Genomic DNA, 24132 nt, shown 5'->3' with positions numbered 1-24132 from the left:
CTTTTTATAGTCCCTTGAATCTCTGAGTTGTATCACTTAACTGTTCGGTGATCTCATTATTCTTGACGATTGCCTGGGATATCTTCTTAATACCGCCTACGATCTCCGCTGAATTTTCAGCAGAAGAGGTAATGGCGATGGAGCTTTCTTTTATTGATGTGGTGATCATCTGAACGGATTCTACCATTTCCTCCATGATATTATTGAGGTTCTGGGCCTTTTTATCAAAGCTTTCAAGCATTTCATCCATTATATCTGCTGTATGCTCGTATTTTTCACCGGTGGTAACGAATTCGTCATAATCGCCAAGGACGGTTCCATTGATATAATCAAGAGCTGACCGGGCGTTCTGAGCAAGACTGTTAACGGCTTCCGTTACTTCGGTGCTGATTACCTGGATATTTGAGGCGGTTGAGCGGCTGTTTTCAGCAAGAGCACTGATCTCGGTGGCTACTACTGCGAAACCTTTGCCTGCTTCGCCTGCTCTTGCGGCCTCTATGGAGGCATTGAGAGCAAGGAGATTGGTGCGCTGGGCTATATCAAGGATCTGGTTGGTGAGTTCACCGATCTGGCTGACCTTACCGGAATCCTGTACGGACTGGGAAAGAACTGCGGAGAGCTGTGATACCTGATCGCCTGCCTCCGCTTTTTTGGCGGTTACGCGCTGTTTCAGTTCAATTGCTTCCTGCTTGATTGATATTGCGGTCTCTGTACCGCTCTGGGCCTGATCTGTGATCTCCTGTGCAGCGGATTTGACGTCTTCAACCCTGTCATTGATTGTGGATACGGTTCCGGCAAGAGCAGTTATATTGCCGGATGCAAGATTGGCCTGCATCGCAGTGGTTGTTTTATTTGCGGAGGCTGAAATTGCCTTATCTATAGCCTTGGCAGAGTGGAAAATAGCCACCTTCTGGATTTCTGCTTTGTTAAAAAGTATATTGTAGGCAGAAGCCTGGTCTCCTGCGTCGCATTTTGCAATCGCAGAGTCTATAAGGGTCGACAATCTGGAATACTGTGCTGAGATCTCAGATAACTGCGCAGTTATCTCTTCATCGTCGTAGTCTGCAAAATCGCTGTTAAGAGTGGCGATATCTGTGGAAATAGCATCTCTTGCCACCTGGAGGTCTTACCTGCGGAAATATATTCCGAGATCGTGCTTGCAAAAGGATCTGAAGCCACATATTTACAATCCTTGAAGGGACTGATAAATCCGGCTTCTTCAACCATTACCTGTTGAGCTGAGTCCTCAGCGCACCACTGAAGGAACGCCATTGCTGCGTCCGCCTGACCTTCCTTAGGAACAGCCCACCAGGAAGGCGCGCTGGTTAAAATAGTGTCCTGGCCTTCCTCAAAGGCGTAGGGAATCATACCGACTTTGAAATTACCGGCAGCTGCATAGGAGGAGGCTTCGTCGCCTACAAGAGTTGCACCGATCCAGGATCCTTGTGTGATAAATGCGTATTTACCTGCAGCGAAATTGTGAACCTGGTCGCCATAGGTTCCGTTAACCAATAGAGCGGGATCAGAGTAATCTATGAAGAGGCCGATCATATTCGCATAACCAAGAAATCTGTTTTCATCCAGCTTAACTTCATTATTTAACTGGTCGATATATTTTGTGTCGGTTCTGGATAGGCCGGAATCGAAATATGCGCCCATAAGGTGATTACCACTGGACCAGCCTAGATTTTCAGGCTCAGCGCAGTAGCCTACCACAGCGGTAAGTCCAAGAGATGATTTCTGAGAATCAATTTTTTTGAAGGCGTCCTCCATTGAAGAGGGACCTGTGATGCTCTTAGGATCTATTCCGCATTTCTCAAGAATATCGGCGTTGTAAGCAAGGCCGATGGCCTCAGTGGTATAGGGAAAACCAAGAGTTCCGTAGGTGCTGTCAACGTAGGCCGCATCTGTCTTGGATGCCCATCCCTGATCGGACATGTCCATGAGAAGCCCTTCCCAGTTGGAAAAACCTGAGGCTTCGCAGGCGATGATATCAGGCATCTGGTCTGAGAGATAATAGCCCTTCAAAGTTGCCTGAGCGTCTACTCCGGCGGCTACAGGGATAATCTCAACTGTAACACCTGTTTCCTTTTGGTAGCGATCTGCCAGAGCTTGAAGCTACGTGTTAACTTCAGATTTAATATTTAGGAGTTTCAGCGATGCGACCTGAGATTGCGATTCATTTTCCTGGCTCTGTGATGAATTTTTTCCGCAGCTGATTGATGAAGCCGCTAAAGTTATGACTAAAAAAATGGATAAAAGTATTCTTTTTCTCACAATAGAAATCCTTCTTTCCTGAAATATTTTGGGATAAAGCAATAATGAATACAATAGTGATAAAAAATAATTAATATTACACATATATTATGACAAGAAAAATGACCGTAAGACATAAAAAAACCATGAAATTTCTATATTTTATAGGACTTTGAAGATTTATTTATAGGCTTTGCTAAGGGAAAAATATTCGCTTTTTATAAAAATTATTCTTCTATAAATACGAATATAGGTTTATAATCACTGTATATATTTATAGGGAGTAGTATGCAATCATGAAAAAGTTTTGTAATTCCAAAAATGTAAATAAGAGCGCTGTTACTGCGCATTTTAAGAGGGGCCTGGCCCTTGCGGTAGCTGCATCTGTAGCTCTGACAGGCGCCGACTTCACATCCATGGCCGTGTCAGATCAGGCAGAGATAGACCCCATTGAGATAGCAGGTTTTGAAGATCTTGCAGAGGAAGTTGCATACCAGCAGCTTGAGGTAGGAGCTTCTGAGGCAGACATCGTTCTACCTAATACTCTTAGGGCAACCAAATCCATTAAGGAAGACAACATCATAGACGAAGTTGATGAAGAGGTTTCTGAGACACCTGAGGACTCACAGGATGACAGCAGTGAGGACAACGGATCAGAGAGTTCTGATAATAATGCGGAATTAAACGAAGTTCCCGTTGAAGTTATCGAAGAGGAGACTCCCGCAGAGGATTCACAGGAAGAAGAAATCACTGTTGAGGAAGAGAACATCGTAGCACGTATCATCGGCGGCCTCTTCAAAAATGTATTCGACAGCTTCTCAACAACTGCTTATGCAGCTGATTCCGAGGATATTACAATTACAGGAGTTGAATGGTCTCTTAGTGAAGAGCTCAGCGACAGAGCAGAGTTTAAGGCTGATGAGCAGTGGCTTAGATATGTATATGTTCCTGAGATTCCTTCCTGCTATGTAACTGATGCGACACTTCCTAATATTACTGTTGATATAATCGGCGGAGAGGTACTTGGCGAAGTCAGAGTTAGTGATGAGCCTGAGTATGAAGAATTAGAATTACTTGAGAATGATGAGTTTGAAGATGGCGATGCAGAGTTTGAGGCTGAGGAAGCTGAAGCTGAGGAAGAGCCCGGCGTAGATGAAGTTGCTCCTGAGGGAGAGTATTCATATATCTCTAAGGCTAATGAAACCAAGCTTATCATTGACATTTTGAAAGCAGCAATGACATCAGGCGGTTCTACTCCAATAATCGCAGATGAAGATTTGACTAAGGTTGAAGTTTCAGAGGTTACCGCTCCTGAAGGCACTTCAGAATTATTCGAAATTAAGAAGTATATAAAATCAGGTGAGACCCTTGTGGAGGATGCTACCAACGGTGAATATGGTATCCACGTGTTGAAGGAATTTAATGAGGAGAAGATAGTAACTGTTAAGCTTAAGGAAAAAGTAACAACGACAGGTGATACTACTACTCCTACCACACCAAAGGAATACACTTTTAAGATTAAGTTATCAGCAGACCCTGCTACTGAAGAAGTAGAAATAACTGTAGCTGATAAATACGTATATCATAATACGCTTCAGACATTGGCAAAGGCAGATGTAACTGTTACAAAGAAGTCTACTTCAACTGTGATACCGGCAGACGAGTACGATGTTGAAGAAATATCACAGAAGGATGTAGGTGAATATTTATTCAGAGTAACATTCAAGGGAGCAAGTGCAGATCTTGTTCAGGCAACAGGTAAGTGGACTATTAAACCTGTTGAAGTAAAACTTGTGGCAGATAACAAAGCGAGTGTTATCACTGAGAATTTACAGACTCCTTCCTATAAGATTGAATGCATTAATACAGATGATGCTAAATATTTTACTAATGTTCATACTGATCAGCTCAAAGGAGTTACAGTAAAATATGTAACCGAGCCTGACAAGACTAAGGCAGGTACATATGACATAACATGTAGCATCGAGGGTACAGATCCTAATTACAATATTGTTAGTGCTCAAAATGTACATACTGCTAAGTATTATATTGTTGGTAAGATAAGGCAGAGGGTAAAAGCAGGTTCAGCAACATACGATACAAGCTTTACTATTTCCAAAGGAACCTCATACTATGCAACTGTAGTAGCCAGTGCCAGCTCAAATATGATTGCGAAAGGTGCTAGTTTCTATTCTATTTATAAAGACTCTACCGGCGCAGTTGTTGCACAGGTAAGCGCTAACAGCACTGAGGGAGTACCGACTGAGATCGGAAAATACTCCGTAATATCGTATTACAAAATAGGCTCAATCAATACAGGAAGCGGATCGAATATTACCGTATATTCACCCGACTCAATAGCAACTAATGAGATTACCTACGAAATCGTTGATTCCAAAACAAAGATCACCGATTCATCCGTTAAGTTAAATAAAACATCATTTACTTACAACGGAAAAGATCAGGGACCAAAAGTAACAGTTACAGTTGATAAAGTTACGCTCGAGGAGAATATAGATTATACTGTTTCCGGAGATGAGGAAACTGATGCAGATGATTATGAATTAACCGTAACAGGTAAAGGTAACTATGAAGGCACCGTTACCAAGTCATGGAAGATCAATAAAGCATCAATTGCCAATGCTACAATTCCTTCCGGAACAAAGACATCTTACTCCTACACAGGTAGTGCTATTACACATGAGACACCTGAGACCATCAAATTATCAGGCTTCTCAGATGCGCTTGAGTCAGATGTTGATTTCGAGGTAGATACCAGCAAGTCAACAGTCAGTGCTACTAAAGCTGGCACATATACCGTATACCTTAAGGGTATCGATAACTTTACCGGAACCAAATCATACACTTGGAAGATCACATCATCATCAAGTTCTTCCTCAACAACCGGTAAGGCAACCTCAAGTGTTAACTTTAGTAATCCTGACAATGTAACTTCCGGGGTATCAAATGTTTCATCATCAGCGCTTTCTTCTTATGCTACATCCAAGAAAGAAGCCGGTAAGACAACAACTTATACACTTAATGTTAAGCCTATTTCCAAGTCAACACTTAACTCTGTGGAACTTAATGCAATCGCAGAGTATGGCGATGAGTCAGTTGTAACAACAGACAGCCTTAACATTACCGTTCACAGAACTGTAAAGAACGGTGATACTGTTGAAGTTGATGAGGATGTAAGCGACCTTGGAGCATCAATTGACGTAGCTTGCTACATCGGAACATCCAATGCTTCCAAGACAATAAATATCATTCGTGAGCACAACGGACAGATCAAGAAGTTCGATAAGTTATCCGCCAGAGCTTCAAGCGCACCTAAGGACGGAACTTATTATGTAGATAAGACCAACGGCAGAGTATATATCTACTCACAGTATTTCTCACACTTTACTCTTATCTACACAGCAACAGATGCTGTTGTTAAGACTTCAAGAACCGGTACCGCTTCAAGCTCAAGCAGTAGCAGTGATCCCGATGCACTGGGAGCAAGAGCTCCTCAGACAGGTGATAACCTCCCTGTAGTATGGGTATGGGTGATCGTTCTGCTGGCAGGCGTTGCACTTATTGGCTTTTCAGCATTCGAGCTTAAAAGGTTTAAAAGAGGCGACTTCAAAAAAAAAAGATAAGCAAGATTGAACGTTACTTCATAATTTTCGTTCTGGTGGTCTCAACTGTATTTAAGTTCATCGGAAAGAAGATCAAAGAATACAGATATCATCTGCTGTTTGCTACCGGAGCAATTATGGTGGCAGTAGCTGCCGGAGTAATATTTGTTACATTGCAGGAATACAACAAGTCCAAGAGCCTCTACAATGAGACAAATGAAGAGTTTGTTTCGATAAATGAGGAGGCTAAGAGAAAGGTCGAAGCCATAGATACAATAATTCCCGAAGCCAAGGAGTCTGATACAGAGACCCAGGAGCTTGGCTGGTGGAATGAGATCAGCGTAGATCTGACAGGACTTGAAGCCAGAAATTCAGATATTATCGGCTGGCTGTACTTCGAAAATGAGAGTATCAGCTATCCGATCCTGTATTCAGGAGATAATATCACTTATTTGAGAAAGACTTATGACGGGAAGGCTTCCACCGCAGGTTCCATATTCCTGGACGGAGAGTCTACACCTGATTTTAGTGATCCTAATGTTCTTATCTACGGTCACAACATGAGAGATCTCTCAATGTTTGGTAAGCTCCGTTATTACAAGACTGATAAGAATTACTACCAGGATCATCAGTACTTCCAGATCTTTACACAGGGCAAGGTATACAGATATCAGATCTTTGCCTATGCTGATGTTAAGGATAACGATCAGATCTATTATGCTTATGGACCTAACCCCGATGATTTCGGCGGAGCTGTTAAGCATATATTGAACAAATCCTACATCAAGACAGACCTGTACAGTGAAAATGACAACATTGTCACCCTGTCGACATGCACGTCAGCTTCTGACGACAGCCGCCTTGTAATCTGCGCTGTCAGGGCAGATGAGCACGATCTATAATATCTAAAATAAAACTGCTTACGAAAGTGAGCAGTTTTATGCTGTGTTCAATTAATTGTAATTTAATAAACAATTATTTGTTAATTTATTTGGGAAGATGTAGAATTATTGTACAGACGTTTTTGCCATGTGTAGCGACTTCCAAGGAGAATCTTATGAGAAAGAAGATACTTATCGTTGACGATACAACTTTTATGAGAGAGATGCTCAAAAATGCGCTGGATCCGGAGAAATATCAGATAATCGGAGAGGCTCTTAACGGCGAGCAGGCTGTTGCACAGTTCAAGGAAAAGGACCCTGATCTTGTAATTCTTGATATCAATATGCCCAAAAAGAACGGAATCGACACCCTTAGCGAGATAATGGAAGTCAATCCCAAGGCCAATGTGATCATGTGCTCTGACCAGAAATACGACAATATGATCATGATGGCTCTTAAGAGGGGAGCCAAGGATTTTATCATTAAGCCATTTACGGCTACAGACGTCCTTAAAGCCGTTACAAAGGTATTTGGCGAGGATGAATAGCCTAAGATGATTTAGGGCAAAATAGAGCCAAATATAAGAGAAAAATAGCACAATATGACTATAATTATTAACCTCCGCTGTGGTATGCTTTTTAAAAGAATGTCAGAGAGGGGGTTATTTTTATGCTTTTTACACAGGTAAATAATGCGCTTATAGCAAAAAGACAGGGTGAAACCTTAAGGATCGAGACCTGGGGGAAGGATTCCTTCAGAGTAAGAAGTACCATGTATCCCGAGTTTACAGGAAGAGACTGGGCTCTTACAGAGGACGCAGATAAGCCTGCTCCGGTTATTAAGACAGGAGAGGATGAGAACGGAATCTGCTCCGAGATAGTAAACGGAAGGATCAAGGCTACGGTTAACAGCGCCGGAGTTATCTCTTTTTACAGGGATGACAAGCTCTTTTTGAGAGAATACTTCAGATCCTACGGTGGAACTATATCCAGGGAGAGCCGCTGCCTTAAGTATGTGAACAGAGAGTACAGGGCACATAACGGCGGAGATTACCGCTTCAGCGTGAAGTTTGAGAGTAACGACGGCGAGAAGATCTTCGGAATGGGACAGTATCAGCATCCATACACAGATCTTAAGGGCTGCGTTCTTAATCTGGAGCAGAGAAATTCACAGATCAGTGTTCCTTTTGCGGTATCAAGTCTCGGATACGGATTTTTGTGGAATAATCCGGCTGTTGGACGAGTTACTTTTGGAAATAATTACACCGAGTGGATAGCTGAGGCCACCAAGGAGATGGACTATTGGATCACTGTATCTGACGCTCCTGCAGGAATTATTGAGAATTACACCGGGGTAACGGGAAGAGCACCTCAGATGCCTGAGGATCTCATGGGACTGTGGCAGTGCAAGCTCCGTTACAGGACCCAGGAAGAAGTATTGTCGGTTGCTCGTAAGGCCAAGGAGCTGGGAGTTAAGATCGATTGTATCGTAATCGACTTTTTCCACTGGACGGTTCAGGGCGATTGGAAGTTCGATGAGAAATACTGGCCGGATCCCAAGGCTATGTGCGATGAGCTTCACGGCATGGGAATCAAGGTCATGGTATCTGTGTGGCCTACGGTTGATAAGAGGAGCGAGCATTTCTATGAGATGCTGGAAAAGGGTCTTTTACTCAAAAATGAGAGAGGAACCCTGCAGAATTATGACTTTGAGGGCGATTGTACGGTTCTGGATGCGACCAATCCTGAGACAAGGCAGTATGTATGGGATGTTTGCAAAAAGAATTACTATGACCTCGGAATAGATATGTTCTGGCTGGATAATTCGGAGCCGGATCTTGCGGTATATGATTTTGACAATATCAGATATTATCTGGGTCCCGGATTAGAGTGCAGCAATATTTATCCTCAGTATTACAGCAAGCTCTTTTACGAGAACATGAAGAAGCTTACGAAGGAGCCGATCGTGAATCTTCTTCGCTGCTGCTGGGCAGGAAGCCAGAAATACGGAAATGTGGTGTGGTCAGGAGATGTTCCGAGTACCTTCGAAGCTCTTAAGGATCAGCTGGCTGCAGGCATTAATATGGGACTTGCGGGAATTCCATGGTGGACAACGGATATCGGCGGATTTATGACAGATGACGTGAATGACCCGGATTTCAGGCAGCTCCTTATCAGATGGTTTGAATTTGCGGTATTTTCACCGGTTCTTCGTATTCACGGTGACAGGGGACCTTACAATATCCCTACTCTTGATGACAGGACCTTCGGCGGCGGATATCTTCATACAGGTCAGCCCAACGAGCTCTGGAGCTACGGAGAGGACAATTTCAAGATCATGAAGGATCAGCTGGCTCTTCGTCATGAACTCATTCCTTACATCAAGACCTTGTATGAGGAGACTTCCAGAAACGGAGCACCTCTTCTCAGAGCCCTGTTCTATGAGTTCCCGGAGGATGAGAAGTGCTGGAATATCTATGATGAGTATATGTTCGGCGACAAATACCTCGTTGCGCCTATCCTTGAGCTTAACTGTTTCGAGAGAGAGGTATATCTTCCTGAGGGCAAGTGGGAGGATATTCGTGACGGCAAGGTATATGAGGGCGGCGCGGTGATAAGCGCCAAGGCTCCGATTGAGTCAATCCCTGTATTTAAGAAGATTTGAAAAGATATATAACATATGTGACATATATAGCAATTACTAATACAGGTCAGTTGCAGTAAGGCTCTGTGACCGTAGATTAGAGAGGCTGGAAACAAAGAAAATGGCAGCATTTGAGACAAAAACCTACAGAAATGTTTTTAAAGAGATCGGCAAGATCGATGCAGAGATAGAGAAGAGGCTAAAAGATGTGGTGGATACATTCTTTTGGGACGAAGAAGAGCGTATCTATCATGACGCCGGAGAGGACATGGGGTATCTCACAGATACCGGCAACAACGATGCCAGAACAGAGGGAATGTCATATGGAATGATGATGTGCGTTCAGCTTGATATGAAGGAGCAGTTCGACCGCATCTGGAAGTGGGCCAAGACCTATATGTTCATGACAGAAGGGGACAATGAGGGCTATTTTGCCTGGTCCTGCGAGACTACCGGCAAAAAGAATGCCGACGGACCTGCTCCCGACGGAGAAGAGTTCTTTGCTATGGCTCTATTCTTCGCATCCCACAGATGGGGCGACGGCGAGGGAATATTTGAGTATAGCAGACAGGCCAGAGAAATCCTGGAGGCCATGGTACACAAGGGAGAAGACGGCAGAAAAGGATGCCCTATGTTTAACAGGGAGAACGGACAGATTCTCTTTGTTCCGGGTATGGATTTTACGGATCCTTCTTATCATCTGCCCCATTTCTACGAGCTGTTTGCACTGTGGGCTGATGAGAAGGACAGAGAGTTCTTCAAAAGGGCAGCGAAGGTCAGCAGAGAATATTTGGCAGGTTGCTGCCATCCTAAGACCGGTCTCAATGCCGAATATGCTAATTTTGACGGAACTCCGATGGATAAGGAACTTCCCTGGGGATTCTTCGGAAATTTCTTCAGCGACGCCTACAGAACAGCAGCCAATATCGGGCTGGATGCGGAGTGGTTCGGTGAGGACAAGGGCCAGATAGGTGTGCCGCTTAAGATGATGAAGTTCTTTGGAACCAATATTGAAGCTGTCAGATGCGTATATGCCATTGACGGAACACCGATTGATAAGACGGTGCTTCATCCTGTTGGTCTTATGGCTACAATGGCCCAGGGGGCACTGACTGTGCCTTACAGTGAGGACCCTGAGAGTGATTTTGCAGTAGCAAAACGCTGGGTAGAGTGGTTCTGGGATCAGCCTCTCAGAAAGGGCGTTCGCAGATATTATGACAACTGCCTGTACCTTTTTGCGATGCTGGCTCTGTCAGGCAATTACAGAATCTGGTGAAGATAATTACATAGCTATAGCAGCCATTACAACTCCCACAATGACTATGACAACGCCCACCGGAAGGAGGGCCCATAGTCCTTGGGGAGTTTTTTTGAGCTCATCATTCAGATAAATATCCTTGGGATTGTAGGTATTGTAATGAACAACGACGCGGGTTCCCACCTGGAGAAGATTGTCAGAGTGAGAGACTACGTCGCAGTAATGGTTGTAGGTAACGCCGCCTATGGTATAGGTGATGATATTTCTGTACTTAGGGCTGGCGTGGGGAAGGGACTGGTAGCTTGTGTCAGCCTTGGCTCCGGAGACTACACCTGATGCGGTCTTGACGAAGTCTGCCAGTGGATCTTTTTTGTTTGTAAGAAAAAGGTGGCCTTGAAGGCACAGGGCAAGGCCAAGGCAAATAATATCCCAACTGATCCTTAGCCACCGGGTAGTGTCGATCAGAAGGATGCCGGTGATCAGGATGAAAACTGCGGTGAACAATCTGATGAGAAATCTTGCGAACATCAAAATTCTAAGGGTCTGGGAGATGTCAGACACCACATAGCCTGTCCCGGCCATGCTGAGCTTGTTCTCCAGATCCTTTTTTATAAAAAAGAACATTATATAAACAACGGCCGAGGCACACAGCCAGGGCAGAAGCGCCATTATTTTATCGTTATCCATTAAAGGGATCCTCCGCAAAAAAGCACTACTTTTATAATATATCATTATTGCCTGTTTGAAACGATGGGAAATGGAGAAAAAAGCATGTGTATAGCAACATAATGGCAAAAAAACACAATGAATGAGTAGTCAGACTGCTTAGGTTCAAATATAGTAATGGATAGCTGATTTTTTGGCTGAATTAAAGACTATATAATCGGAGGCATTTATGAGAAGGAAAGGAATTTTGGCAGGTATTGTTGCTCTGGCTCTGCTGGCAGGATGCGGGCAGGAGGCAGGAAGTATAGCCAGTACCGAAGGAACAGATGTACTTGTGAGCGAGGCAGGCGCCAGCGAGAGCTTAGAGGCAGAGGCATCGGGGGAAGCAACTGCAGACAGCACAGCTACTGAGGCTACAGAGGATGTTCAGGAAGAGCCCGTGGACGACGGAGTGGCTCTTAAGGACCTGTGCAAGGACTATTTTACCCTTGGAGTTGGTATTAACGGAAGTACGGTGGAGAATCAGACACTGAATATACCTTCCTACAAGGAATTATCACTTAAGCATTTTAACAGCTGCACCATGACTAACCTCATGAAGAGCTGCTATATTCTTGATCAGTTCGGCTCACAGGAGAGCCTGTTAAACGGCGACGGAAGCCCCGCGCTTAATTTTTACTCCATCGATCCCACACTTGAGTGGTGTCAGGAGACAGGTATGAAGATGAGAGGTCATACACTTGTATGGCATACACAGGCACCGGAGTGGTTCTTCAGAGAGGGTTATAAGGACGACGGAGAGTACGTTGACAAGGAAACAATGAGTAAGCGTATGGAGAGCTACATTCAGCAGCTTCTTACCCATGTTCAGGAGAATTATCCGGGAGTTATCTACTGCTGGGACGTTGTAAATGAGGCAGTTGATCCCGAGAGCGCTGATCCGAACAGTGATTTCAAGTGCAGAACCACCTGCGGAGACCAGGCCAATCCCTGGTATGAGACTATTGGTCCCGACTACGTGGAGCTGGCATTTACCTATGCAAGAAAATATGCAGACAGCGATGTTAAGCTCTTTTACAACGATTACAACACCTTCCAGGTTCCAAAGACAGAGGGCATCTATACACTGTGCTCCTCACTTAAGGAAAAAGGCCTTATAGACGGCATCGGAATGCAGGGTTATTGGGGAATTGATTATCCCGAGATCTCAGAGATCAAGACTGCTATGGAGAAATTCGCAAGTCTCGACCTGGAGATTCAGATCACGGAGCTGTCCGTTGGTGTTGATAAGGAAAATGATGAGTGGTTCGAGAAGCAGGCCAACAAATACGAGGAAATCTTCGAGATGATATATGAGATGGATTCAGATAACGGCGGCCCTGCAAACATAACAAATGTTACCTTATTTGGTCTTGTGGATCATTACCGCAAGGAGGATACAACCAACACCCGTATCTTCGACAGAAACTATGAACCCAAGCCTTCCTACTACAAGATCAAGGCTGTAATGGAAGAACACGCGAACTAATATTTTGATAATAATTTAATAAATCATCGATAAGAAATCAGCGGTTTCTATGGTATTATTAATCATACGGGAGGAGCAGAACTGCTTTCATTGGTACATTGGATACAGGAGGTACCGTATGCAAAGACGTATGACTACAGAGGAACTGCTGGTTTCTTTTGATGATGCCATTAAACTTGGCCATATTTTTGCGTATTATCAGCCCCAGTTCAATCATTCCACCGGCAGAATGACAGGTGCAGAGGCCCTTATGAGATGGGTGGATCCTGAGGCCGGTATGCAGTATCCTTCTGACTTTATCCCGGTGCTGGAGGAGAATGATCTTCTGTATTTCGCAGATATTCAAATGGTTGAGATGACCTGCCGGTTTCTGAGGCAGTGTATCGACGATGACATTCCCGTTATTCCCATTTCTTTTAACATGTCAAGAAACGATATCTTCAAGCATGAGTATGTTGAAGATGTTGAAAATATCAGAAAAAAATACGATATTCCCGTGAAGTACCTCAGGGTAGAGATAACAGAGACCTCCGCCATAGGCGGAATGGAGCTGATGTCCTCTGTGATCGGCAGATTCCATGAGCTGGGATATATTGTTGAGATGGACGATTTTGGCAGCGGGTATTCCTCGCTCAATATCCTTAAGGATCTGGACGTGGATATTATTAAGCTTGATCTGAATTTCCTGAACGGTAATGTGAGCGGCCGCGGCGGAATAATCATAAGGAGCGTCGTTCAGATGGCAAAATGGCTACGGACGCCTATTATCGTTGAGGGCGTGGAAACCATTGAACAGGCGGATTTTATGAAAAGCATCGGATGTTATTATATTCAGGGCTATCTGTACTCCAAGCCGCTTCCGGAGGAGGAATTCCTGGAAAAAATGAGTCTTGCTCACCATGAACCAACCAAGAGTCCCATTGACCTTCTCAAGACCTTTAATGCGGACAATTTCTGGGATCCGAATTCATTGGAGACGCTGATCTTCAACAATTTCGTCGGAGGAGCCGCTGTTTTTTCCTATAATGAGGGAAGGCTTGAGTTTATCAGAGTTAACAGGAAGTACATCGAAGAGATCGGAATGAATATATCCGAGAGGGATTTCATTGAATCCAACCCTTGGAAATACTTTGAAACTGACGGTAAAAAGCTATTCATAGATACGATTAAAAAGGCAATTGACAGCGCCGAAGAGGAGACCTGTGAGGTATGGATGACGCTTACCTCTGATTGCTGCGGCACTGACAGGATGTGTATCAGATATCACCTTAGGGTAATCGGAAATGCCGGGGATGAATACCTTATTTATTCAATAATCAGCAATATTACGGCAGAGAAAAAGAGCTATAGGGATCTGTATGAGAGCGAGCGTAAATTCGCATTTGCCAGTGAGCATACCAATACCTATGCCTGGGAATATACGATCGCCACGAAGGAGATGCGGCCGTGCTTTAGGTGTATGCGTGATCTGGGGCTCCCGCCACTTATCAGGAATTATCCCGAGCCGGTGATAGAGAGCGGTCTGTTCCAGCCGGATTATGCGGAAATGTACAGGGAGTGGCACAGGCAGCTGGCTGCGGGAATCGGCAGCCTTGAGGCGGTAATGCCATTGACGGCTGCGAGGATAATGTTCAAGGTGAAATATACGACGGAATTTGACGAAAATGGAGTGCCGGTGCGGGCGTACGGGTCGGCGACTCCGCTGCAGTAGTAAGGGGGCGGTTGTGAGTCAATGGGGACGGTTCTCTCTGACTCACGAAGCGAGTCAGAAAGAACCGTCCCCATTGACTCACAACCGCCCAGAAGTAAGGGAGAAAACTATGTCGAGAGAAACCGGTAAAGAACTCAGAAACAAAGTAATGTACCAGATTTTTGTCCGAAACTTCAGCAAGGAAGGCACTTTCAAGGCTATCACACCGGAGCTTCCAAGGATTCATGACCTTGGAGTTGATATTGTGTGGTTTGCTCCGATCCATCCAATCGGCAAAAAGGCCAGGAAGGGGAGTCTGGGGTCTCCCTATGCAATAAGCGATTACAGGAAGATCAATCCGGAATATGGCACAATGGACGATTTTAAGGCCATTGTGGAGGCCATACATGAGCAGGGGATGAAGTGCATCATTGATGTGGTCTACAATCACACGTCTCCTGATTCTGTCCTTGCCAAGGAGCATCCTGAGTGGTTCTACCACAAGGCTGACGGCTCCTTTGGAAACAGAGTTGGTGACTGGACAGATATCATAGACCTGGACTATGCCAATGAGGGACTCTGGGCTTATCAGATTGAGACACTTAAGATGTGGGCAGAGATAGTTGACGGCTTCCGCTGCGATGTGGCGCCGCTGGTTCCTATAGATTTCTGGAGCAGGGCAAGAAAAGAGGTTGAGGAGGTAAGACCCGGCTGCATCTGGCTCAGCGAGTCGGTGGATCCGGGATTTATCATGACGATGAGAGATATGGGGCTGACAGCCCAGTCTGACTGTGAGATGTATCAGGCCTTCGATATTCTCTACGACTATGACATCTATGAGAAGATGACAGAATATGCCGCCGGAAAAGGGCCTTTACAGGCTTATTCAGAGGCGATAAACAGACAGGAGTATATTTATCCCGATAACTATGTAAAGCTCCGTTTTTTGGAGAATCATGACCAGCCGAGGGCACGTTTTCTTTTCCCGGATGAGAGGGCACTTAGAAATGCCACTGCCTTTTTGTATTTCCAGAAGGGTATGACTCTTATTTACGCGGGACAGGAAAAGGGTGTGAGCCATCTGCCAAGCCTTTTTGACAAGGACGAAGTAGATTGGAAAGCCAAGGAAAACATTGATCTTGGGGACCTTATGAGGCGCCTGTATGAAATCAAGCAGGATGAGCTCTTTACAGACAGCACCTACAGGACCAAGACCTACGAGGATAACGTTCTGAAGGCTATTCATAGCAGGGGCGGCAAAAAGATCATCGGTATCTTCTCTTTCAAGGGTGAGCCGGGAATAATCCCTATTCATGCTCAGGACGGATGCTATGAGAATCTTATAGACGGCAGCACCGTGGAGATAATGCACGGCTATGTCAGTCTCAAGGGCGAGCCGGTGATAATTGATATATCCTAAAGTGTCATTCGTCCGATTTCAAGTGTCATTCGTCAGAAAATCAACACTTATAGTCCAAAGTATGATATAAAAAGATGTATTTCTAACATATAAAAGAAAGTATTGGGAGAGGAAAAATATGTTTTACATTAATCCGACAAGTTGCAAGAGCAACGTGTCCACTTTTGAGAACGCCCAGGCAGAGCTCAAGAATCTGAGTGCGCAGATTGAACAGGTAAGGAATGATCTTCCTATGGAGACACGGTCATCGGGATCCATCGATGCCGCACTTCAGAGCTGCATAGACAACGTTCTGGTCTGCAGCGTGGCTATGGGGAAGCTTGGTACCGCACTTGGGGTTATCTGCGATACCTATTCCAAGACCGAAGAGGGTATCTTGGGGAAAATGGCGAAAAGCTCAGATTATACAAATGGCGAAAATTCATCTGCAGCAGGAGGAGATTCAGGTAGTGGAGAATCCAGCCCGGCTCCTAATACGCCGTTTGATGACAACGGTTGGTATGGCGGTAAACAGGCCGGTCCAAAGAGTGCTACCGGAGATGAGAGAGATGCATTATATGACATAGTAAGGAAATATTATCCTGAAATGACTGATGATGAGATCAAGGATTATTTGAAAAAGCTTAATGACGAGGGCTGCGGATACGTAGCAATCGCCAATAGTATTTTTAAAGAATTCGAAGGCAAGGAAGAGCTATTCGAAAAGAAATTCGGATTCCCTATGGTTAACCCGGATACCGGAGAACTTAATTATAATATGCTTGTTACTGACCTGTACGCTGCTACAGATAACCATAATCTTCACGATGGATTCTGGATTTTCGACAGTGATGAGGTAAATCCTTCCGAAGATGCTTCAGCGACAGATGGATGGGGAACAACGGAAGGCTCCAGAAAGTATAGAGCGGAATTGTATTTGAAGGATAAGGGAATAAAATGTAATATTGATAACTCGATCGAAATTACACCCGAAAACTTCCATGATTATGATGACGGTTCTGTAATTATGCGTGCAGATCACTTTACTCTCATTGATGAAAAGGGGAATACCAAGTATGTTGAAGGTGGTCACGCCATGACTGTTACAGGAGTTACTGAGGATGGCATGCTGATAGTTTCTTCCTGGGGTAGGAAGTACTACCTTGATCCTACGGCAGAAGGATGCAGCTATAGTTACGCATATTATGATTATACGGTAAAGGGAAAATAATAAATGAACACAGAGCTTATACAGTTTTACAAATATCTGATAACTGATTATATAAAAGGCCTTGGAGTTTTTGATGAAGCAGAAAGGCATTTGAAAGAAGCGGGCGTAGCCACAGTAAAGGAAGAAGAGAAAGATGCTTATCAGAAAACCGATGTTACAGGCTACGATTATTTTTATCTTAGCAGTATCGTACGGGTCGATAAAATACCGGATGATATTAAAAAAGAACTGATCGCAGCCATGGAAAACAAGGCTGACAGTAGTCTCATGGAGCGGGCCAAAACGCTGGCAGTTTCTCTTATTCCCGAGGTTCTGATGGCAGACAGAAACAATAGCAAAAATTTTACTTTGATGCGTTATGATCTGGGAGATGACGGTTTTGTTGCGGATGATGAGATAGCCTTTGGCTTTGCAAGTGATGCTTCCTTTGATGAGAAGGGCTGCTTTGTTTCCAAGAAAAGTGAAGATGAGCGTGTGAATTATATGTTTGGCCAAAAGGAAGCAATACAAAAGGCATTCCTGGATAAAACGGGCTATAAATTAAGACTTTTTGTAAGAATCTGATAATAATAGGAGAGAGAAAAATGCGAAAAAAGTTTGTAGCAGCAGTGCTGGCGGGGATAACAGCACTTGCGATGCTTACTGCATGTGAGGATAAAAAGGAGGCGGAGAAGAGCTTTTTTGACAGAGAGCAGATAAGTTCGGTTGTCATTGAGGATGCGGTTAAGGGATATTATGAGGATGATCTGGAAATAGAGCTTGGTAAGAATGAATTATCCGTTTTCATGTCGTTAGTTCCCGAACTTGAACTCAGAGATGGGCAGAGTGGACAATTAAATTGCCTAGGCGGATCCTACAATATTGTCTGCAGGAATGAGAGCGGAGACGCAGTTTATACCTTCACTGTAGACTCTTCTCATAACCTTAACATGGATGACAAATACCTGTGGCATAACGAAGCAGCAGATGAGTTCTTTGACAAGCTTGAGAACAAATACGGGCTTAAAACCTCAGAGAACTATAGTCGTAATCCCGGAGAAGGATATTTTAGTGTGACAGATCGTATAGCCAAGATTGATTTTAGGGAGTATACAGAGACGAATTTCGATGAAGGTGTGGAGTATACCTTGACGGAAAAAGAAGTTGAAGAGCTTAAGGACGGCGTAAGCAGTGCAGCATTTTCATCGGAGCAGACTGCAAATAAGGACGAGTTTCTGTACATGATCTGGACCTATGATAAGTGGGGAAGTCTTATTTATCAGATAGTGGTCAGAAGTGATGTAGTAGAGATCAATGACAGAGCAGTCGATTATGATTCTGTAAAAGACTGGCTGAAGAAGATTGAAGATGTAAGCGGATATGTAAGAGAATAAAAAAGCAGCCATGGGAACGTGATGTTGATATCGTTCCCATGGCTGTTATTTATGGGGCTTGACGGTGTTATCGCAGCTAAAGTTTGCATCGGATGTTTTCACAACCTGCGTGGCATTTGGACTATTTAGAGCTAATCTATGGAAAGAGGTATTTTGATATCTTATGGATAATAAATCAAAAAACAGCCTGTGGTCGTATCTTCCGATCACATTTCTGACAGCATTATTCTGCTGCGTGTTATGGGGAAGTGCGTCTCCGGCGATCAAAATAGCATATGAACTGTTCAGGATACCGCCGGAGGATACAGCGTCGAGACTTATGCTGGCCGGGGCAAGATTCCTGCTGGCGGGGATAATGACGATAGCATTTGGCTCTGTCATTTCCCGGAAGGTTCTTATTCCGAAGAGGGAATCCTTGAAATATATTGGGATACTATCTCTTTTGCAGACTATAGGACAGTATTTCTTCTTTTTCATGTCACTGGCCTATATCAGCGGAGTCAGGGGCTCTATAATCAATGCTTCAGGCAATTTCCTGGCGATCATTATTGCTGTGTACATCTTCAGGCTGGAGAAGCTTACGGTAAAAAAGCTGGTGGGCTGCATCGTGGGATTTGCAGGAATTGTGCTGATTCTTGGCGGTGTGAGGGCCTTGGTAAGTGGAGGAAGCATAAGCTTTCAGGGAGAAGGGGCAATGCTGATGGCAGCGCTTTTCTATGCTTTTTCTTCCTGCTGCATCAAGATTTTTTCAAAGCATGAGAATCCTGTGGTGCTGAGCGGATATCAGTTCATGCTGGGAGGTCTGGTATTGTATATTATCGGCGCTGCAATGGGCGGACAGCTGGTATTTTGGAGCAGTGGATGCGCATACAACCTGATCTATATGGGATTTATTTCTGCGGGGGCCTATACGCTGTGGGGCGTTCTGCTCAAGCACAATCCGGTGAGCCGTGTTTCGGTGTTTGGATTTATCAATCCTGTTATGGGCGTGCTGCTGTCGGCATTATTCCTGGGAGAGAACAAGGAAGCGTTCTCAATTACCGGTATGCTGGCACTATTACTGGTCGCAGCAGGCATATTGATTGTAAATATTGAGATCAAGGAGAGGAAATAAGACCTCTCCTTATATGGTTTTGAGGATATCTCATTTTTGTTGTAAATGATAAAATAAGAATAAGAACCAATATACAATTGTTGACGTAAATAACTTTTGGAGAAGTGGTATGAAGAAGAAACAGGGCATTTTGTCATATTTTCTGATAATACTTGGGGCGGTCATGGCGAGCTTTTCCGTTGCTCTGATACTGCTTCCCAATGATGCGATAGATTACGGAACCGCCGGGGTTGCCATTATTATCAGCAAGCTCACGGGATTCCAATTGTCAATGTGCGTGTTGTTCGTCTTTCTGCCATTCATTGTGGCGGGTTATATCTTTTTGGGCAAAAAATTCACTGTCAAAGCCGCAGTGGGTTCAATAGTCTATATGGTTGGCCTTGATTTCTTTGAGAATATTCCCTTTGAACTAAATACGGAGCACTTCCTGGCTGTGGCCTTCGGAGGAGCAATTCTCGGTGCGGGGCTGGCGCTGATCCTAAGAAATGGCGGATGCATCGACGGCTCAGAGATACTGGCTAATATTGTGGTTAAGAAGCTCTCAGACAAGACTGGGCGAAATTACAGTCTGACGCCTATGCTGCTGGGCTTCAATGCGCTGGTGTATATCACGGTTTTTGCAGTTATTGATGCAACGGCGGCGCTATTTAGTCTGCTGGTATATGTGGTTGCTACTGCTGTTATCGACCACTATACCGATCACTTCGAAGCAATCAAGCAGGTAACCATAATAACCCAGGATCCCGACGGAATCATCAGAGATATCAAGGAGAAGCTGAATAAGACCTGTACCATCATGGATTCCCGCGGTGCCATTGCAGGAGAGAACAATACACTTATCTGCTATATCAGCTACTTTGAACTGCCGATGATGAAGGAAATAATTTCCATACATTCGGGTAGTTTCAGCACGGTTTCTACAATTGATGAGATTTTGAGATAACGTTTGATACCATAAGAACGGAGAGAATGTCCAATGATCACATATAATTCAGCGGTAATTACAGATGACTGCAGCGGGGCAGTGCAGCTCGCCGCAGCAGCGGTCAGAAGAGATATTGAGAGTACCTGCCTTGAAACCGATAAAAAGGGCGTTGATATTGCTCTTTTGCAGGATTCAGGGGTAAAAAAAGAGTGCTTCCGTATAAGCGTCCATAATGAGAACGAAGTTAAGCGTCTTATGATAGGCGCTTCTGATGATTTTGGGGCGATTTACGGCCTTTTTTATGTGAGTAAGATATTTCTTGGGGTAAAGGAATTCTGGTTCTGGAATGAGCAGAATTTTGCGAAAAAAGAAGGGTACCCTGTGCCGGAGGATTTCACCTATGAGTCCAGGCCCTTTAAAGTTAAATATCGCGGCTGGTTTATTAACGACGAGGTGCTCTTTGACGGCTGGATCAGGGATAAGGATCCGGAGATGCCCTGGAGAATGGCCTTTGAGGCTCTTCTACGCTGCGGCGGTAACATGACAATCCCCGGGACGGACTTCAATGCCCACAAATACAAGAAGCTGGCGGGAGACTACGGGTTATATATCACCCATCATCACGCAGAGCCCATGGGAGCGAGGATGTTTGCGAGAGCTTATCCGGAGCTTGAGGTTTCCTACGACAAGTATCCCGAGCTGTTCAAGGGGCTGTGGGAAGAGGCTATAGAAGATCAGAAGGGGCTTAAGGTCATATGGAACATAGGCTTCAGAGGACAGGGTGACAGGCCCTTCTGGATTGACGATCCCGCCTATGATACACCGGAGAGCCGCGGCAAGCTCATGAGCGATCTTATGCTGGTTCAGTACAATATGATCCGGAAAAAGGACCCTGAGGCCGTCTGCTGTATGAATCTCTACGGCGAGATTATGGAGCTGTACAGGGACGGATACATGGATATACCAAAGGACGTTATCAAGATATGGGCAGACAACGGATTCGGCAAAATGGTCTCCAGAAGGCAGAATAATCACAACCCAAGAGTATATGCTCTTCCTGACCAAAAAGATGATGGAGCCGGCGCCAACGGAATTTATTACCATGCAAGCTTCTATGACCTGCAGGCGGCAGCCATGATGACAATGCTGCCCAATTCGCCGGAGTTTGTGGCTTCGGAGTTGTCGCAGGTGTTCGAGAAAGGCGCAGATGATTTCTGGATCATCAACTGTTCCAATGTTAAGCCCCATACCTATTATCTCCAGCTGATATCAAGGATATGGAAGGGTGAGACTGATTCAGGCAATATTGAAGCTTTTACGCATGGCTACTGCGATGACTATTATGGTTTCGAGTATTGCTCGGAGATTTCGGAGTTGTATAAAAAGTGGCCTGAATATGCCATTTCCTACGGCCAACATGAGGATGACCACGCAGGAGAGCAGTTCCCAAATCATGGAGCAAGAATACTGGCCTGCGCGTTTATTGCAGGTTTCGACAGGAAGGATCCGGAGTATACGGATAAGACCCCGGAGCTTAACTGGCTGATAGAGGCGGATACGCTGCGGCAGCAGGTTGTATGGCTGCTTGCGAAGTATGAGGAAGGTGCTCGGGGATACAAGGAGTATCTGGAGAAGTGCCTCGCGGTAAAGGAATTCATTGAGAGTGATGGGGCAGCTCACATCGCGGAGCAGCTTGAGAACAACTTGATAATACAGGTGAAGTATATGTATTATAGCTATCTCGGAGCTTATCACATTTGTAGAGCGCTCCTTAAGTGCCTTGATCCGGATAGCAAAGACGCAAATGGCGAGAGTTTTATTGGAGCCCTGGAAGAGACCGGTGAAGGCAGAACTATAGACTACCTCAGCGCCTTCTACGAAGCGGGGCTGGCACGAAAGGCCTTTTACGAGGGCTATCAGGATATGCGTGCTCATGAGCATGGAATCTGGGAGAATTTCTATGAGAACGACTGTGAAGCAGACATAAGACAGTCCTATCACGTGGCGGAGAGCCTTATGTCGTACCTGCGAGTCCTGGGAGATGGCCCGCATTTTTACAAGTGGCAGAGGCATTTCCAGCAGGGGGCCGGCGGAGACAAGGTACATCTGATACTCAGGATCAAGGCACATCTTACGGATCTTGAAGTGTGGGAACTGATGGATGAGGCAAATAAAAAATATTGATATTTTTTATAACGTTCACACATGAAATAACATGCGTTTGGCAAAGGCGTTACGATACTCACTGGGTGTAAGCCCGGTGAGTTTTTTGTAGGTGCGGGCAAAATTGTGGACATCGGAAAAACCAAGCTCGGCGGCGATATCTGTTATGGGCTTGTCATTGTCGGTGAGCATGAAGTTGGCGGCGTCGATTTTCTGGTTGAGAATATACTGCTTCAGCGGAATGCCTCTTATTTCGGCAAATAGATGGGACAGATACTTGGCATTATAGCCAAATTCTTCTGCTATCTCCGTGATCTTAAGGTTTCGGTGAAGGTTTCTCTGAATATAATCGATTATATCCCTGTAGATCTGCTTTTTCTCAAGAGTGTCGGCATTTGTCATGGAGTCGGAAAAGAGCTGACCGTAGAGCTCGCAGACGATGCTGGTCACCATGGCATTTAATGATACGGTGGGATAATTGTTTTTTACAATGTCCTGCAATTGCTTCATCTGAACAACGATCTTCTCGGGCATGGGAATAGCGCCCTTTTGCGGAATGCAGAAGGAGCGGGAGAAGCCGGAATCCTTAACGATCTTCTCAGTGCTGTTGATTGTAAGAGGAAGGTCCGTTACGGGTACGCCAAAATGCATCCAGTAGAAGGAGCAGTAGGCCTCCTTGTAGCCGATCCTATAGCCGTTACTGGGCGGAAGGAGCAGATATTCCCCTTTTTTTACGCAGAAATTGTCGCTGCAATAGCTAAGATACAGCTCTCCCTCAGTCATAATGATGAGCTCGTAGTCCCTAAGAGGGAACTTCTCGTGCTTCCAGTCCGAGGACAGGGCCTTAAATTTGCCGGTGTAGGAATATGTAAATTGTTGGTTTTCAGGAAGAACTATATGCTTCATGGGCGCTCCTTTTGATAATTACAAGTATAGCATGTAGGTAATTACAAATAGCAAAAACTTGCATATACCTCAAACTATGTTATTATTAACCCAAGAAAACAGAATAAGACGGAAGGTGCTTGTGGGCATTTGCTGCACAAGTGAAAAGGGAAGCGGGTGAGAATCCCGCACGATCTCGTCACCGTGTTTCGAGAGCTTTTTTCATTATGTCACTGGAGTGGTCCGGGAAGGCGAAAGAAGCGAGACTGTAGTCATATCGATCAGCCGGGAGACCTGCCTGTCGTCGTACATGGGAAACCAAGTCACGAGGAATTGACTGTACAAAGCTATGTAGGTAAATGCCCGAAATGAGCGTATCGGCGCATTTGCTTTGATTTTGTGCACATAAAAGTCTTCACCATCTTGGTGGAGGCTTTTTTTGTAGCACAAGACCGGCAAGCGAATGGATGCTTGCATACAAATTCATTTGCCGGTC

At 44.8% G+C, this 24132-nt stretch carries 18 protein-coding genes and 1 riboswitch; of the genes, 14 read left to right on the top strand and 4 right to left on the bottom strand.

From position 1 onward, the window contains the following. Positions 1 to 4 precede the first annotated feature (4 nt). Both G588_RS21485 and G588_RS19685 read right to left on the bottom strand, forming a co-directional pair. The gene (locus G588_RS21485) at positions 5 to 1117 is read right to left on the bottom strand and encodes a methyl-accepting chemotaxis protein (RefSeq protein ID WP_155830770.1); all 1113 of its coding nucleotides are present in this window, start codon (positions 1115 to 1117) and stop codon (positions 5 to 7) included. Continuing rightward, positions 1042 to 2109: an ABC transporter substrate-binding protein gene (locus G588_RS19685; protein WP_330361410.1), complete on the bottom strand. Its 1068-nt coding sequence runs from the start codon at positions 2107 to 2109 to the stop codon at positions 1042 to 1044. The genes G588_RS21485 and G588_RS19685 overlap by 76 nt, the downstream gene beginning before the upstream one ends. Positions 2110 to 2552: 443 nt before the next feature. Between G588_RS19685 and G588_RS0108615 the strand changes: the two genes are divergently transcribed. From G588_RS0108615 to G588_RS0108595, 5 genes are all read left to right on the top strand, one after another. After that, positions 2553 to 5900 carry a hypothetical protein gene (locus G588_RS0108615; RefSeq protein WP_022778333.1) on the top strand — a complete coding sequence of 1116 codons (3348 nt, stop codon included), beginning with the start codon at positions 2553 to 2555 and terminating at the stop codon, positions 5898 to 5900. 35 nt (positions 5901 to 5935) lie between these two features. Further along, positions 5936 to 6781, top strand: coding sequence for a class B sortase (locus tag G588_RS0108610; protein WP_022778332.1), 846 nt, complete (start codon positions 5936 to 5938; stop codon positions 6779 to 6781). A gap of 155 nt (positions 6782 to 6936) precedes the next feature. Continuing rightward, a complete protein-coding gene (locus G588_RS0108605; RefSeq protein WP_022778331.1) occupies positions 6937 to 7308 on the top strand; it encodes a response regulator in 372 nt (123 codons plus the stop codon). A gap of 122 nt (positions 7309 to 7430) precedes the next feature. Then, entirely contained in the window at positions 7431 to 9425 is a 1995-nt protein-coding gene (locus G588_RS0108600; RefSeq protein ID WP_022778330.1) for a glycoside hydrolase family 31 protein, read from the top strand. A 100-nt stretch (positions 9426 to 9525) separates the two neighbouring features. Further along, positions 9526 to 10680, top strand: a complete 1155-nt coding sequence (locus tag G588_RS0108595) for a glycosyl hydrolase family 8 (RefSeq protein WP_022778329.1) — start codon at positions 9526 to 9528, stop codon at positions 10678 to 10680. 6 nt (positions 10681 to 10686) lie between these two features. On the opposite strand, the gene G588_RS0108590 is transcribed toward G588_RS0108595, so the two are convergent. After that, the gene (locus G588_RS0108590; protein ID WP_022778328.1) at positions 10687 to 11349 is read right to left on the bottom strand and encodes a DUF3592 domain-containing protein; all 663 of its coding nucleotides are present in this window, start codon (positions 11347 to 11349) and stop codon (positions 10687 to 10689) included. A gap of 208 nt (positions 11350 to 11557) precedes the next feature. Here G588_RS0108590 and G588_RS0108585 point away from each other — a divergent pair, with 208 nt between their 5' ends. The 9 genes from G588_RS0108585 to G588_RS0108545 all read left to right on the top strand — a co-directional run bounded on the left by G588_RS0108585 (position 11558) and on the right by G588_RS0108545 (position 22772). Further along, positions 11558 to 12856: an endo-1,4-beta-xylanase gene (locus G588_RS0108585; protein WP_022778327.1), complete on the top strand. Its 1299-nt coding sequence runs from the start codon at positions 11558 to 11560 to the stop codon at positions 12854 to 12856. A 118-nt stretch (positions 12857 to 12974) separates the two neighbouring features. Next, the gene (locus G588_RS21480; RefSeq protein ID WP_022778326.1) at positions 12975 to 14567 is read left to right on the top strand and encodes an EAL domain-containing protein; all 1593 of its coding nucleotides are present in this window, start codon (positions 12975 to 12977) and stop codon (positions 14565 to 14567) included. Positions 14568 to 14676: 109 nt separating this feature from the next. Then, positions 14677 to 15966: an alpha-amylase family glycosyl hydrolase gene (locus G588_RS0108575; protein WP_022778325.1), complete on the top strand. Its 1290-nt coding sequence runs from the start codon at positions 14677 to 14679 to the stop codon at positions 15964 to 15966. Between the two features lie 118 nt (positions 15967 to 16084). Continuing rightward, positions 16085 to 17176: a hypothetical protein gene (locus tag G588_RS0108570; protein WP_022778324.1), complete on the top strand. Its 1092-nt coding sequence runs from the start codon at positions 16085 to 16087 to the stop codon at positions 17174 to 17176. A 3-nt stretch (positions 17177 to 17179) separates the two neighbouring features. Continuing rightward, entirely contained in the window at positions 17180 to 17740 is a 561-nt protein-coding gene (locus tag G588_RS0108565; protein ID WP_022778323.1) for a hypothetical protein, read from the top strand. A gap of 20 nt (positions 17741 to 17760) precedes the next feature. Next, complete coding sequence (locus G588_RS0108560; RefSeq protein WP_022778322.1) at positions 17761 to 18549, top strand: hypothetical protein; 789 nt, start codon at positions 17761 to 17763, stop codon at positions 18547 to 18549. Positions 18550 to 18712: 163 nt separating this feature from the next. Continuing rightward, positions 18713 to 19663: a DMT family transporter gene (locus G588_RS0108555; RefSeq protein ID WP_022778321.1), complete on the top strand. Its 951-nt coding sequence runs from the start codon at positions 18713 to 18715 to the stop codon at positions 19661 to 19663. A gap of 109 nt (positions 19664 to 19772) precedes the next feature. Beyond that, the gene (locus G588_RS0108550) at positions 19773 to 20606 is read left to right on the top strand and encodes a YitT family protein (protein ID WP_022778320.1); all 834 of its coding nucleotides are present in this window, start codon (positions 19773 to 19775) and stop codon (positions 20604 to 20606) included. A gap of 33 nt (positions 20607 to 20639) precedes the next feature. Continuing rightward, positions 20640 to 22772, top strand: coding sequence for a glycosyl hydrolase 115 family protein (locus G588_RS0108545; RefSeq protein ID WP_022778319.1), 2133 nt, complete (start codon positions 20640 to 20642; stop codon positions 22770 to 22772). 15 nt (positions 22773 to 22787) lie between these two features. On the opposite strand, the gene G588_RS0108540 is transcribed toward G588_RS0108545, so the two are convergent. Then, on the bottom strand, positions 22788 to 23657 hold the full coding sequence (locus tag G588_RS0108540) for a helix-turn-helix domain-containing protein (RefSeq protein WP_022778318.1): 870 nt from the start codon (positions 23655 to 23657) through the stop codon (positions 22788 to 22790). Positions 23658 to 23753: 96 nt separating this feature from the next. Beyond that, a riboswitch (cobalamin riboswitch) is annotated at positions 23754 to 23952 on the top strand. The last annotated feature ends 180 nt before the right edge of the window (positions 23953 to 24132 follow it).

The sequence above is a fragment of the Butyrivibrio sp. AE3009 genome (assembly GCF_000420845.1).
In the GTDB taxonomy this organism is placed as follows: Bacteria; Bacillota; Clostridia; order Lachnospirales; family Lachnospiraceae; genus Butyrivibrio.
Note: the sequence above shows the minus strand (reverse complement) of the source record. Positions and strands in the feature narration are given on the sequence as shown.